Annotated in this window: 12 protein-coding genes; 2 read left to right on the top strand and 10 right to left on the bottom strand. The window is 30.9% G+C overall.

What is annotated here, in order from left to right; genetic code table 11:
* Nucleotides 1–12: 12 nt before the first annotated feature.
* The 10 genes from ACFSX9_RS02105 to ACFSX9_RS02060 all read right to left on the bottom strand — a co-directional run bounded on the left by ACFSX9_RS02105 (nucleotide 13) and on the right by ACFSX9_RS02060 (nucleotide 11,698).
* Nucleotides 13–591 carry a hypothetical protein gene (locus ACFSX9_RS02105; RefSeq protein ID WP_379803784.1) on the bottom strand — a complete coding sequence of 193 codons (579 nt, stop codon included), beginning with the start codon at nucleotides 589–591 and terminating at the stop codon, nucleotides 13–15.
* 1 nt (nucleotide 592) lies between these two features.
* Nucleotides 593–2,629 (bottom strand): DUF262 domain-containing protein, encoded by a 2,037-nt coding sequence (locus ACFSX9_RS02100; protein WP_379803782.1) that lies wholly within the window; start codon nucleotides 2,627–2,629, stop codon nucleotides 593–595.
* A 10-nt stretch (nucleotides 2,630–2,639) separates the two neighbouring features.
* Nucleotides 2,640–3,191 carry a zinc metalloprotease gene (locus ACFSX9_RS02095; RefSeq protein WP_379803780.1) on the bottom strand — a complete coding sequence of 184 codons (552 nt, stop codon included), beginning with the start codon at nucleotides 3,189–3,191 and terminating at the stop codon, nucleotides 2,640–2,642.
* A 2-nt stretch (nucleotides 3,192–3,193) separates the two neighbouring features.
* A complete protein-coding gene (locus ACFSX9_RS02090) occupies nucleotides 3,194–4,321 on the bottom strand; it encodes a restriction endonuclease subunit S (protein ID WP_379803778.1) in 1,128 nt (375 codons plus the stop codon).
* Nucleotides 4,321–6,039 carry a type I restriction-modification system subunit M gene (locus ACFSX9_RS02085; RefSeq protein ID WP_379803775.1) on the bottom strand — a complete coding sequence of 573 codons (1,719 nt, stop codon included), beginning with the start codon at nucleotides 6,037–6,039 and terminating at the stop codon, nucleotides 4,321–4,323. Before ACFSX9_RS02085 ends, ACFSX9_RS02090 begins: the two co-directional genes overlap by 1 nt.
* A gap of 20 nt (nucleotides 6,040–6,059) precedes the next feature.
* On the bottom strand, nucleotides 6,060–6,977 hold the full coding sequence (locus tag ACFSX9_RS02080; protein WP_379803773.1) for a hypothetical protein: 918 nt from the start codon (nucleotides 6,975–6,977) through the stop codon (nucleotides 6,060–6,062).
* Nucleotides 6,974–9,439, bottom strand: coding sequence for an N-6 DNA methylase (locus ACFSX9_RS02075; RefSeq protein ID WP_379803771.1), 2,466 nt, complete (start codon nucleotides 9,437–9,439; stop codon nucleotides 6,974–6,976). Before ACFSX9_RS02075 ends, ACFSX9_RS02080 begins: the two co-directional genes overlap by 4 nt.
* A gap of 61 nt (nucleotides 9,440–9,500) precedes the next feature.
* The gene (locus tag ACFSX9_RS02070; protein ID WP_379803769.1) at nucleotides 9,501–10,511 is read right to left on the bottom strand and encodes a helix-turn-helix transcriptional regulator; all 1,011 of its coding nucleotides are present in this window, start codon (nucleotides 10,509–10,511) and stop codon (nucleotides 9,501–9,503) included.
* 268 nt (nucleotides 10,512–10,779) lie between these two features.
* Nucleotides 10,780–10,944 (bottom strand): hypothetical protein, encoded by a 165-nt coding sequence (locus ACFSX9_RS02065; protein ID WP_379803766.1) that lies wholly within the window; start codon nucleotides 10,942–10,944, stop codon nucleotides 10,780–10,782.
* 361 nt (nucleotides 10,945–11,305) lie between these two features.
* Nucleotides 11,306–11,698 carry a helix-turn-helix domain-containing protein gene (locus ACFSX9_RS02060; protein WP_379803763.1) on the bottom strand — a complete coding sequence of 131 codons (393 nt, stop codon included), beginning with the start codon at nucleotides 11,696–11,698 and terminating at the stop codon, nucleotides 11,306–11,308.
* Nucleotides 11,699–11,858: 160 nt separating this feature from the next.
* On the opposite strand from ACFSX9_RS02060, the gene ACFSX9_RS02055 reads away from it, so the two are divergent.
* Both ACFSX9_RS02055 and ACFSX9_RS02050 read left to right on the top strand, forming a co-directional pair.
* Nucleotides 11,859–12,689 (top strand): hypothetical protein, encoded by an 831-nt coding sequence (locus ACFSX9_RS02055; protein WP_379803761.1) that lies wholly within the window; start codon nucleotides 11,859–11,861, stop codon nucleotides 12,687–12,689.
* Between the two features lie 25 nt (nucleotides 12,690–12,714).
* Nucleotides 12,715–13,113, top strand: a complete 399-nt coding sequence (locus ACFSX9_RS02050) for a hypothetical protein (RefSeq protein ID WP_379803758.1) — start codon at nucleotides 12,715–12,717, stop codon at nucleotides 13,111–13,113.
* The last annotated feature ends 53 nt before the right edge of the window (nucleotides 13,114–13,166 follow it).

Genomic DNA, 13,166 nt, shown 5'->3' with positions numbered 1-13,166 from the left:
TACGCTAATATACTAATGTGTTTTGAAACTATTCCATTTTGTACTGAAAATTCCTGCTAAAGCTACTTCTAAGAAATACAAATCATAGTCATTTTGTACTTCTACTAAAACCACTTTGTAATTTTGAATTATAGTTTTTGCAGGTAGCATGTCTTCGTTTGTAATTGTTGCTCTAGATATTACTTTTTCTTCTATTTCAAATTGATTTTTTGATTTTAAATATGCCAAGCTGCATTCATTATGTTTTTTACCCCAAGCATGTTGCTTTAATCTTCGGAAAACAGAACGACTAATCCCTACATAAACCGGAATTATTTTACCGTCAAACTCATCACCAAAAATATACAATCCTTTAAATTCATTATTTATAATTTTTTTAGATTTTGTTTTTAGGTATGCGTTTGGTGAATATCCTAATGCATTAAAGAAAGCTTCGTTTCTTTTAATTCTATCTCTCTCAAAATAGTAGAGCTCGTTTATTTTTTTACAAGAAGCTGCATTTAATTTTTCAATTATTTCTGTAGCCAATACCTCAGCATTATTGAGTAATGACAATACGTTTTCTGGATATGGTTCTTTTTTATAATTCATCTTATTTTATTAATTGCTCTATTTTAAAATCATTCCAAAACTTCTCATAAATGTTTATCATACGAGTACTAATTGCTTTGAAATGGCTTTCTACATTATCGCCCCAAATCCTTTGTTCTATGTTTTGCCAATTTTGCCAATCATTTTTCACAAATGAAATTTCTCTATTTTCTTCTGAAGTTAGCCTATCTTTAGGCGAAGCCGTATTGCTTTCGCTTCTGTTTTGTTCTAATGATATTGCACGGAAATTACCGTTTGTATTATTCCAATCTTTAATGCTTTGGTTGCATCCTTGCTTTCTATAAACCCATTCGCTTGGATAAATATGATCCCAATCCCATGGAACATTGGTGTCATCCATATCGTCCATTTGGTTGTAATCGCCAAAAGTGGCATTTATATATTCTCTTTGGGCTACTAAAATGAGTTGTCTATTGAATTGAATTTTACCTATAAAGTTCCAGAAAAATTCATTTGCTTTAGGAAAATCATATTCTTGTGATTTGACATCATTGTAATATTGAATTATTCTTTCACCAACTCCACTTTCTAAAAGTCCCCATCTATCTTTATCTTCTTTTATAAACCTGTTTTCTACTTCCGTTTGTAGATAATATTGTCTCAACAAATTGGGTTTCATCAAGAATTCGATTCCGTCACTATCATTCCACCAGATTAATTCATTTAATGGTTCTTCCCAAAAGGTAGTATTTGTAATTTTTTCATTCCATAATTTAGGTAAATTGTCAAAACCAAACCAAGCAAAAGAAAATAGTTTAGCTGCCATTTTCAATTTAATTTGATTGTTAGTGACCACTTTATTATGATGCAGCCAATAAACAAAAAATAAAAACAATTCTTGGTTTCTTTTTATTAACTGTTTAATAATTACTGGAGGCATTTCACCTTCAAATAAATCATTGTCCTTACAAGATAAAATTTCAATTGCCTGTTTGAAAACGGTTTTTAGTTGTTGGCTAAGAAACAGGTTTTTTAAACCGTCTTTAAAATCGTCTTTTTTTATTCTTCTTTGAAAATCTCTGACATTAATTTTCTTTATAAAATTATTGTTATCCAAATCGGATGCTACTATTCGAGAAGCTAAAGAAAGTATTTGAGTAGGTGCAATAAAATCTAACCCAATGTCTTCCATTAACGATTTAGCTTCTGGAAATATGGCTTTGTAAATGGAATAGATTAAATCATCACCTGTTAAAGTTGTACCTGAAGAATTTATTCTAACAAAAAGGGTTGGATTTTCGGTTTCGTTTTCTTCTTGTAAAACCCGATCCTCAATAATGTTTGATTTGATTTGTAACTTGTTAAGTTGTTTTACATTATCAAAAACATCTTGTAACTCCTGTTTCAATTCTGATTTTAGTAAAGAAATGAATTCCGTTTTATCTTTAAAAGTTCCTCTCAATGTTGCAAAGTAATCTGGTAGATGTTGTTCTACCATTTCTATCACTTGATCCGTATTTTTTGATTCCAATAAAAAAGCTAGAGGCATTGGATGTGCAGCATCAAACGGAAAGGTTGTGGTGTTTTTAAAAGAAGTATAACCACCTGTATTATCAGGATTTTGCTTGAATAGTTCAAATGCTTTTCTTCTTTCTGATACAGTTAACTTTGCATCATTGTTATTTGCTTGATATCCCCAAGGATGTGAACGCGTTGTTAAACGAAATAAATATTTACTAGTGGCTGGTTTTACTGATGGCTTTATATCTATCCACACAATGGGTAATTCTCCTTTTATTGACCAAGCCTTAGTTGCATTGTTTGTATGATAAGGATTGAAATGTCCTAAAAAGATTGATGTTGCTCTTTGTTGACCATCCATTAAATGGAGCTTGTTGCTTGTTTTAGAAAACAAAAAAGAACCAATAGGATAACCTCGTAAAAGAGAATCCCATAAATCTTCTACTTGCTTGGGTTTCCAAACAAAGCCTCGTTGAATAGAAGGCAATTCAACATTTGAGTTTTCGGTGTCTAATTGCCAATTGGCTATTTCTTGAATTGTAAAAACATCTTTCATAACATTATATTTATAACAGTTCGCCTTCGGTTAAATTATAAGTTATATCATATTGTAATACTTTGTCTGATAATAATTTACCTATTCTATGGATTTCTCTAATGTTTTCAAATACAATTTGCACGGAATTAGCAAAATTCACTTTGTCTAATTTATCTAATTCTAGTTGTTGTTTATTTTCTTCAGAAGTTTTAGGATATTTAATATTTCTTAGTACATGTGTTAACTCTCTGATTTTAGCATAATCAACCATACCACCTCCATTTTTCCAATCTATTAAAGCACTAGAGTCATCAAAATTTTTATTCAAATCTGTAAATTCTGCAATAACACCAGCATATAAAATTTGAATTCTCTTTTCTAAATAACCTATTAATTCATTATTGTTAGTAATATTTGCCACAGGCAAAATAATAGTAGCTTCTCCCGAATGTCCAATTCTTTGATTAATTAGAATAGAAATACCATTGGTTTTAAATCCAAATAATTTACTTGTAATTAAATGACCCGCTTCATGAATACAAATTTTTTTAGCTCTTACTTTATCTTTTTCACTTATCATAATTATACTAATTCTCCTTTAAACGCTTTTTGCAACAAGCAATTGAACAAATCTTGACTTTCTTGGAGCTCTTGTTTTGCCAATTCTTTTTGCTTTTCGATTAAAGTAATTTTTTCAGCATACTCATTTTGTAAACTTAGAGGAGGCTCAAGAAACTTAATTTTCTTCAATGCAACTATTTTTAATTCTGCAAAGGTTGTTCCTGATGCTATTTTACTGTAGTTTGTGTAAAATAATTCTTTTAAAAATGTTTTTAAATAGAAACTATTAATTTTCAAACTGTCTATTTTTATCCATAATACACGGCCATCTTTAAAATAAAAAGGGTTATTATTGTGAACTCTTAAAATTCTTCCATCAGGACAAATTGACGGCATTAATAAATCTCCTATTTTAGGAACACCTGTTTCTTTTTTTAAATTCTCATAATGTTCATTAGAAATAAACAACTCAGATTTTATAGATTTATTTGTACTTAATTCACCTACTTCCTTTCCTCTGTAAAATGGTACTCCTTCTTCAACAAGTTCATCAACAAAAACTCGTCTACTAGAACCTATATCGCAAATGTCTCCTAACTTTTTTGATTTCCATCCTTTTTGATTTTTTACAGGATCACCAAACATATCTAAAAATATAGATTGTGCTAAAGCATCATATTCTTTAAGAAGTTGCTCGGTTTTATTGCGTAAAGCAGCTGCATCGTCCAGAATTTGTGCTATACGTTTTTGAGTTTTTAGTGGTGGAAGTGGGATTTGAATATTTGAAATATAACCTTTTGAAATATGTTTTAAACCAGCTCCTTTAAAACCTTCTTCCAAGATATAAATGTTACCTTCTAAATAATGATATACATATCTTGGCAAAATTATTTTTTCATCTTTCGCTTGAGCAACTAAACAATCTGTCGAAACAGCAAATTTTTCTATACATAGATGAACACTTGCTAAACCACCTGTTCCGAATATTAAACTAGGTTTGTCAAATTGATATTCATTTATTGATTTTGTTAATATATTACTTGAAGTATAAAACGGATATTTACCTTCATTAATTTTTAATCCATCTCCAGCTTTTATTTTTGATTTCTTTTGAAAATCAAATAATTCAGAAAAATGTTTCTTTAACATTAGACAATATTTTTTAATTGATTAGCTAAATTTTCTCTTTCAGAACTTAGCTCATTTATACGCTTTAAAATTAATTTTGGTTCATCATACACTACTTCTTCATACACTATTTCTTTGTATGAGTTTATAGATAAATCCCAATCGTTTTCTTTAATTTCCTTGAAAGGAACTAAGAAACTTTGAGAGGTTCTGTCGCTGTAATCGTGGGTACAAGTGCCGTCCATAAACTTATCCCATCCTAAATTTTCTGGCACATCGTGTACGTGTAATACTTCGCCCTTTTTACCGTGCATTTTTTTGAAATAATCACTTTTTAAATAACGGTAATGATCAAGAATTTGTGGTAAATTGAACTTAGCGTGTAAGGTATCTTGTTTTTCTTTTTTATTAGGCAAAAAGTCAAACGCATCTTCACTGTCGTTGTCTCCTTTTTTTGGAATACTTGCATCTGCATCTTTAATAATTTCTTTTCTTTTTGAAAAGGCATCACCAAAGGCAAAGTCCATGAACAAATCTTCGTCTACTAACAAACTACGTTTGTCGTCTAATGATTTACCATCGGCCAACATGTCGTAAAACCAAACATTATCAGTACCACCTGTACCTGTTTTTGTAAAGATGATTATGGCAGTACTTACTCCGGCATAAGGTTTAAACACTCCACTTGGCATTGAGATTACAGCTTCTAGTTTGTTATTGGCTATGATTTCTTCTCTAATACTTTTGTACGCTTTTCCGCTTCCGAATAATACACCATCAGGTACAATTACTGCCGCACGACCACCGGTTTTTAGTTGACGAAGCATTAAGGCTAAGAATAGTAATTCGGTTTTAGAGGTATCGGTAACATTTTTTAGTCCTGGTGCAATACTTTCTTTGTCGATCGTTCCTTTAAACGGAGGATTTGCTAATACTAGCGTATAGGCATTAGAGATTGTGTTGTCTTTAGAAACGGCATCGACATCTATAATATTTGGTTCTTCTACACCATGTAGGTACAAATTCATCGAAGCAATACGCAACATGGTTGCATCGAACTCTGAACCGTTGAACATCTTTTTATTGATGTGATTTTCGTATCTGTCTAGTTTGGTGACATCGTTGTGTTTGTCGATGTATTCTTTGGCCGCAACTAAAAACCCAGCAGTTCCTACTGAAGGATCGCAAACGGTATCTTCTAAAGTAGGTTGCATCAACTCGACCATTAATTTAATAATGTGTCTTGGTGTACGGAATTGTCCGGCTGTTCCACCGCCTTCTAATTTAGACAATAGGTACTCGTAAATATCACCTTTAGTATCTTGGTTAGACATGTCGATATTTTCCAATTTCTCCATTACTTGGTCGAGCACCGAAGCTTTAGAAATACCAAATGTGGCTCCTTTCATGTGGGTAGCGAACAAACTGGTTTCTTTTCCTAATGAACGAATGAATGGGAAGATTCCATCAACGGTATTGGTAAAGAGGTTATGACGTGCGTTTACATCTAGTTCTTTTATGTTTTTCCAACGGAACTGTTGTTGCTCTTGGTTGAAAATAGGTGTGTATTTGAAACCGTGACGTGCTTTTAACTCATTTCGCACTTCTGATTCATCTAAATTTTTAATAAAGATGAGGTACGTAAGTTGTTCAACGATTGTTATGGTGTTTGTAACTCCTCCTGTCCAGAAGGTGCTCCATATTGCGTCTATTTGTGATTTAAGGTCGCCTGTTATCATGGGGTGTTTATTGTTTTTATTTAAATATTTTCTTTGTAAGTTTTCTTGAACCACAATAGTAATTCTAATAATCCCGAAAATAGGGATTGGACTGCATAATTTGAAATTACATGGCCTGTATAGTGGGCTTGATCCAAATGATGGATATATGTTCCGCAGGTGGTATAAATCCATTTTTGCAAGTTTTCAATTTCAGTTGTTTGATACTCTGGGGATGTCGCTATCCATTTGCTTGCATGACTTTTATTTCCTGAAAGATGTATATTTTTATGGTTGAAAGATAAACCAACTTGTAAAACGCTGATACCTTCTAATTTAATAAATATGCTTTCCTGAATGCTTCTTATATTTGTTAGAATAGCTTTTAATTCTGCTCTATTATCGTAAGATGGTTTTTTGAAAATTGATAATAATTGTTCTTCAACCTCAACGGGCAAAATACCTTCTTCAAAAATGGAAAAAATTTCAGGATTTTTAATTTTAATAATACGTTCCGGATTAGTGTCAGCTGCTTTTTTTATTTCAGCTAAAAGTTCTTTAAAATCTTCATCTTTGTTTTTGTCGAAGACTTTACCTTTTGCAAAGGAATCGTCTTTAAATAACTCCACAAAACTATTTCTGTCTTTTACGAAAGAAGGTTGTCCCGAATAGATAAACCAAGGTAAAATCTTGTTTTGAGCTTTTAATTCACTTAATAATTTTGCAACTTCACCAAAAGCTGAATCGTCAATATCAGTACCCTGATGATCTGCAGTTTTGAAAAATAGTCCATCCAAAATTACAGCGTCATAATCTTTGTAATGATCTCTTAATTCTGGGACACCTTCTTTTGAATTAGAATAACCAATTAGTTGAATATCTTGTAGGATAGCTTGATCCTTTATTGGTTGAAATTTTTCATGTTCATCATCAAACCAAATTACTTTGTATATTCTCATAGCGCTTGTATTAATGGAAAAGTTAATTCCATAGTTGTGACATATTCCCCATCAATTCCTTCAGAACCAGTTTCGTCTGTATAACCGAATTTTCCTTTATGAATTTTCATTACTTCATTAACAAACCAGATGCCTAAACCATCTCCTGAATTTTTACCTGAAGAACTCCCTTTTCTAATCATAGAATTATAAGTTAAACTCTCAGGTATTGGATTTCCTGTATTAGAAATATCGATTTGAACATTGTCATCTTCAAAATCATATTGTAGTTCTATTTTGATTTTATTACCACTGTTAATACTATTGGTAAAAGCATGTTTTTCAGCATTTTCAATGATATTATCAAACATCTTTCTAATAATATCTTTGTCTCCATGAATTTGAATACCCGAAATACCATATTCAATAATTGCATTTTCATCTAAATCAAGTATTACTGCAAATAAATTTTTCGCTCTTATTTTTAGACTTTCAGCATATTCTTTGATAAAAAGAAGCAAATCAAAATATTCAATATTTAAATCTAATAGGTCAATTTTATCCCCAGCTTTATTGACAGCTTTATTGACAGAAATTAAATCGCGATCAATGATATTTATATAACTAGATAACGTTGTTTCTAATCTTGCGTCAGCTTTAAAATTGTCTAAATCTGGAATTTGTTGTTTTACTTGTTCATCTAATATTCTTTTAACAAAATCAAAAGCACCTCTTATATTTTTTAAAGAACCCGCGATTTGATGTCTTAAAAAGCTATTTTCATCCTCTACATTGATTTTTTTCTCATTAAAATCAAATTCAGATTCTTGAACTTTGGATTTGATATATTTATCAGCAAAAGAATAATATTTCTTTTTTTGCTCTTCAATGGATGGAAGCTTGACCTTTATTTGAAAAAAATCATCCTTTCTTAAAGTTGGAATAATACCAGTCAATCTTAACCCCTCTAATTGATTTAATACATAATCTACATTAAACTCATTAATTAGGTAATTTATATTTACAATTTTTTTATCTATTTTAAATGCCAAGATATCATTTGTAATGTAGATGGCTTCACCATTGTATTCGAAGTAGGTTGGTTTTAAGGTACGCCATCTCAAAGCAACAAGTAAACAACTTTGTTGAATTTTACTAATACCAGTACTAGGAATTTCTTTGTCTTCAAATTCCTCAATATCAAGATTAAAATTTACAATGCTATCTTTTAAGTTTCTAATTTTAACTAACTTCCCAATTTCGTCTTTTTCACTTCTTGATCCTCTAATAAAACTACATATTTCATGCAAACGAACACCTTTAAAGTTGTCGTCTATAAAATACCTACTAACTAATAAATTATAGTCATTTTCAATTATTGTTTCTTTATCAACAAGTTGAACAAACTTTTTATTACCGTCTTCAATATGTTGAAATAAATTTATATCATCAAATAGCTTATCTCTATTATTTGTTTTACTGTTAACAAAAGAAGTTGCGTCAATAAAACGGACTTTATTCTTATAAGCTTTCTTTTTATTTACAATAACAACGCATGTGCCAATAGCTGTATGCTTAAAAACACTATTAGGAAGACTAATAATTGTATTGATTAAATTATTTTCAATTAAGTGTTTTTTTAATTGAAAATCGCTACGATTTTTTTTGTACAAAAAGGATTCAGGAAAAACACATATTAATTCACCACTGTAATTTAGTTGATGAAGACTATGTTCAATAATTACACTTTCAAGAGAAAAATTAACACGGCCATAATTTCTATTATTTGCTCTTAGATTAAATGGAGGGGTACTTACAATTAAATCAAATTCACCAAACCTATTCCAGTTTTCTAGTGAATCTTCTAATTTGTAATCAAAGTCTTTTAAATTATGAGCTAACAATCTTAAATAACCTAATGCCCAAGTTTTATGGTTTATTTCTTGACCGTAATAATGATTTGAATTATCTAAAAAAGTAGCATAAGATGCCAAGCCAGCAAATGGATTATAAATAGTGTCGTTCGCTTTTATTTTAGCTAGATTCATAATAAATCTAGTTATTTCATATGGTTGAATATATTCACCAGTATATTTTCCCTGAGCTTCCGATAATTTATAGACTAAAGTGTCAAAAATTTCTTGAAATTGCTCTTTTAAAATTGAATTATCAAAATACTGAAATGAATTAATTACTTGAATTAATTTTTCACCTGGGATGAATTTAATTATTGGAGCATAAATTTCTATAACCTTAGAATATTTAAAGTCTTGAGCAAAGGATTTAATTACTGCATTATGAATGCTGTAGGAATCATTTACATAATAGGCATCTAAAACATTATCTTTAATTCCAGAAAGTAACAGTAGAATAACATTGTAATCTTCAATAGGAACTGAGCCTCGAAGATTTTCGAATAACCTCCAAATTTCACTTGAAATATTATTAATATATTGATTATCGATTTCTCTATCTTTCATCATACTTTTTTAATTCTACTCGACAAAACTACCCTCTTGGTGTGCAATATGAGTGCATAGTTAATTAATAATTATTAATTTGTTGATTAATTCTCTTCAAAATCCTATTTACTAAATCAACTGGTTCTATTACTATTATCTTTTCACCAAAGGAAAGGATTCGCATTTCAAGTTCATAATTTAACATCACTTTTATTCTTATTTCCAATGAACCGTCATCAAGATACTTGTTTTTTTGCGACCAGTGCAATGGCTTGGTCTCTATATAAGGAGCTTGTTCTTTGTGGAATACTAATTTGACTTCTTCTATTTTATTTTCTATATTTTTAGAAACTCCAATGATATCATCAAAAAATTCTTCCCAATCTGTAGTGTCTTCTTTATATTTATTATTTGTTGTATCAGTATCTCCATTTATTCTATCTAATGCGAGATTCCATTGAGAATTATCATTGTATTCATTGTATCCAAAAACAAACCATCTACTGTTGTATTGTTTTAAAAAATAGGGGTGAAAAGTAACTTCGTATTCAGACTTATTGAAGGGTTCGTATTTTATTTTAAGAACTGTTTTATTGACAATCGCGTTGAAAATAGGTGTAATGTAATTATAACCTTTATAATCAATATTGGATTCTAACGACATTACTTTTTTATCTTGACTTTTTAAACTGAACTTATCGTTTAACAATGGTCCTAATTCATTAACCCATTCAAATTCGGGACTACCTTCAAAACGCTGTAAAATGGATATAGCTTTTTTTAACTGTTCTGCTTCTGTTTCATTTAATGGACTCTTATTTATTGAAAAACCTTTATCTGTGTATCTGTAATAATTTACACCAGTAGAACCTTTAATTGTATCAATAGGTGCATTGTATCCAGCTTCTGAGCGCATAAATGAAATGTCTTTTCTTAATGTTCTCATTTGAACACCAGAACTGTTCGGATCATAATCAATTATAGCTTCATTCACAGCATCCAAAAGATCTAAAATACTGTATTCTCTTCCGAAGTTTTGGAAGCATTTATCAAGCTTATTGTATCTTACTATTTGATGTTTTGTTGTAAACATGATATGATTTTAAATAATCTGAATTACAACTAACCGTTGTAATATCAATCAAACCTGTAAATTTAAAAAAATTAACAGAATAAACCTATCCAAATTTTGAACTAGTCTATCATTGTATAAATATATTCTTATCATTTCATTTCTATAAAACTACCCTTTTTTATAAAATATAAATAAACTAAATAAATACTTTTTACGGTTAACCACATTTTAAAGTAAAAAAACTTTTAAAGATGTTTTTGTCCTTAAAAGTTTAATAAATATTCAATTATAATTTGGTTTTCTTATAAGCCATTGAATTATACAAATACTTAATAAATTCATCAATTTCTATGAGTTGTAATAAACTATTGGTATTTTTAATGATTGGTTTTATTTCTATCTTTTTCAGATGCTTTTTAAATGCTACTTCGCCCATTACTAAAAGAATCATTATCTCTATTGATTCATCAAGACCATTTACCTGGTTGTATGGGTGGAAAACTGTAATGTTTAATTTTTTTTGTACTGGTATTGAAGTCGTCTAATTGTAAATATTATGTCGCTTATTCTTTAATTATGCTTTATAGCTGTTTTATCAGGATAAACCTGATTATTTTACTACAAAACATAACTTTTATTAGTTCAGTATTGGCAGTAAGTTGAGTTTACTCCCGAAAGTTAATTTATGTGGTTCTTCTTGTGCTTTCATAAGGATACTTTTTTTGTATCGCTATTTCAGGACAAGACAGGCTTTTATAAAAAAAAGCCTCTCTAATGAGAAGCTTTTTACTAACTAAAATAAAGTTAAGGGATTATTTGTTGTTTAGTAGTTTTTCTAAGTAGGCTACTTTTTCTTTTTCTGCTTGCACTAAGCGTTCGTATAATTCTACTACTTTGTCTAGTGAGTTGAAATGGCAAGTATTATAGTTACCAAAATTACTATTATTGACTACATCGTTAAAAGTATTGAAATAATTAAATATTGCATCATCACTAAAGTTCTTAATTGCCTCGGCTGTCACACCCAATTCTTTTGCAATCAATTCTAATTTTTCTTCTTCCACCGTTTCACTGTTTTCGATGTTAGAAATGGTCTGCTGGCTTACTCCAATAGCCATTGCTAAAGCTTCTTGTTTTATGCCGCGTAGTTCGCGTAGTCTGCTTATATTACGCCCGATGTGTTTTGGTTTCGTTTCTGTGTTCATAAGTCAAATATAATAAATATTTTGATACCGCAAGCTATTCAATTTGGGAAAATAAGTATGCCAAACTGCTAGTAAAATACCAATGTTTTTTGGTACGTTACTATTTGAATTGGTAGGGTACGGGTTTGAGGCTTAGTAAATTGCCTTAAAATTAAGACTTATGGAATCATTTACTTTACCGCCGCTTGAAACTGAGTTTGTTTTGGAACAGATGCAGCAATTAGTTTCTCCTTGTACTGTTTATGTTTTTGGCTATCGACACTATGCTAAAAAGGAACAGCATGTATTTCCTGATCTTTTAGCAGATGCTACCGTTAGGCATCATTATTATTTGGTGGTATTTACAAATCATGTTCTTCCTAATGGTGGTTTTGCTCTAGCTCAATCCGTTGCTGAAGCCTCTGGGAATAGTATTACTGCTACTGTATTGTTGCATAAAGTTAAGGATTTGGCAACGAAGCAAGTTGACCAGCAATGGTTTTATAATCAGGTTCTTCGTGATGGACAGCGTTTGTGTTTGGATACCACTGCTCCACCCTATTTATTGCATACTGTTAGCACCCGAGATGCCAAAGCTACTGTTGCTTATTGGCATAAATGTATTAGGGTGGCCCAATTTTATATGCACGCTGTTACAGGTAGTGAGCAGTCAGACGTTGAGCTTTGTAAAATAGCTTTGCTACACAGTGCTGTACATCAAGTAGCTTTGGGTTTGATCCGTGTGTTTTTGGGTTATACTCCTACTACACTTAGTCTTGTTTATCTTTTGGATTTGTGTGGTTCTTTTACGGCGTTGCCTTCTCAGGTGTTTAAGTTAGAAACGAGTCTTCCACAAAAACGCTATAAAATGCTATGTGCGCCACCTTCTATGCTTAATCATTGGATAGCGCTGAATGCCAATGAGCAGCATTTTGTTTGGCTGTTAGCTGCTTGCCAGTTGTTTTTGGAGGAAGCCGAAACTTTGGCAATGATTGAGCTTAATCGTTATTAATTATAAACCACTAAAACATATACTTATGAAAAATCAAATTCCACCCTTGTCTCCGGCTTTTCGTGAACTTGCGGAGCAACATTTTGTATTGCTTGCAGCTGCTAATACTGCAAAAAAGCGCGATGTATTACAACTTAATCTTTCCGGTTACGGAGATGTAATGCAGTTGATTGGTGACCTTGTAAAAGTTTCTATTCTTGCCATGGGAGAGGGTGAGCCTTATAGTAATGCCCATATTCCGCAACCACTAGTAAACATTAGCGGTGTGTTAGGAATTATTCTTGATTTGATTCCGTACGAGGAAGCTGATTTGTTGGACCAGTTGAGAGCTGCTGTTTTGGAACCTGATTTGAATGGTGTTGAAGCAGCTGATTTTCTTGTGGAGAATATTTTTTCAACTATGCCTGTTGGATTGATGGAGTGATTAATTTTTAGTTTTTAGTGAATTTAGTTTTTTGGATCACTAATTAGAGAAAT

The sequence above is a fragment of the Flavobacterium ardleyense genome (genome assembly GCF_042686085.1).
Taxonomy (GTDB): Bacteria; Bacteroidota; Bacteroidia; order Flavobacteriales; family Flavobacteriaceae; genus Flavobacterium; species Flavobacterium ardleyense.
The sequence above is the reverse complement of the archived record's forward strand: the minus strand, read 5'-3'. Positions and strand labels throughout refer to the sequence as shown.

What these genes read in the sequence shown, in the direction of transcription:
- ACFSX9_RS02105 (WP_379803784.1), bottom strand. Translation starts at nt 591, where the DNA reads ATGAATTATAAAAAAGAACCATATCCAGAAAACGTATTGTCATTACTC.
- ACFSX9_RS02100 (WP_379803782.1), bottom strand. Translation starts at nt 2,629, where the DNA reads ATGAAAGATGTTTTTACAATTCAAGAAATAGCCAATTGGCAATTAGAC.
- ACFSX9_RS02095 (WP_379803780.1), bottom strand. Translation starts at nt 3,191, where the DNA reads ATGATAAGTGAAAAAGATAAAGTAAGAGCTAAAAAAATTTGTATTCAT.
- ACFSX9_RS02090 (WP_379803778.1), bottom strand. Translation starts at nt 4,321, where the DNA reads ATGTTAAAGAAACATTTTTCTGAATTATTTGATTTTCAAAAGAAATCA.
- ACFSX9_RS02085 (WP_379803775.1), bottom strand. Translation starts at nt 6,039, where the DNA reads ATGATAACAGGCGACCTTAAATCACAAATAGACGCAATATGGAGCACC.
- ACFSX9_RS02080 (WP_379803773.1), bottom strand. Translation starts at nt 6,977, where the DNA reads ATGAGAATATACAAAGTAATTTGGTTTGATGATGAACATGAAAAATTT.
- ACFSX9_RS02075 (WP_379803771.1), bottom strand. Translation starts at nt 9,439, where the DNA reads ATGATGAAAGATAGAGAAATCGATAATCAATATATTAATAATATTTCA.
- ACFSX9_RS02070 (WP_379803769.1), bottom strand. Translation starts at nt 10,511, where the DNA reads ATGTTTACAACAAAACATCAAATAGTAAGATACAATAAGCTTGATAAA.
- ACFSX9_RS02065 (WP_379803766.1), bottom strand. Translation starts at nt 10,944, where the DNA reads ATGATTCTTTTAGTAATGGGCGAAGTAGCATTTAAAAAGCATCTGAAA.
- ACFSX9_RS02060 (WP_379803763.1), bottom strand. Translation starts at nt 11,698, where the DNA reads ATGAACACAGAAACGAAACCAAAACACATCGGGCGTAATATAAGCAGA.
- ACFSX9_RS02055 (WP_379803761.1), top strand. Translation starts at nt 11,859, where the DNA reads ATGGAATCATTTACTTTACCGCCGCTTGAAACTGAGTTTGTTTTGGAA.
- ACFSX9_RS02050 (WP_379803758.1), top strand. Translation starts at nt 12,715, where the DNA reads ATGAAAAATCAAATTCCACCCTTGTCTCCGGCTTTTCGTGAACTTGCG.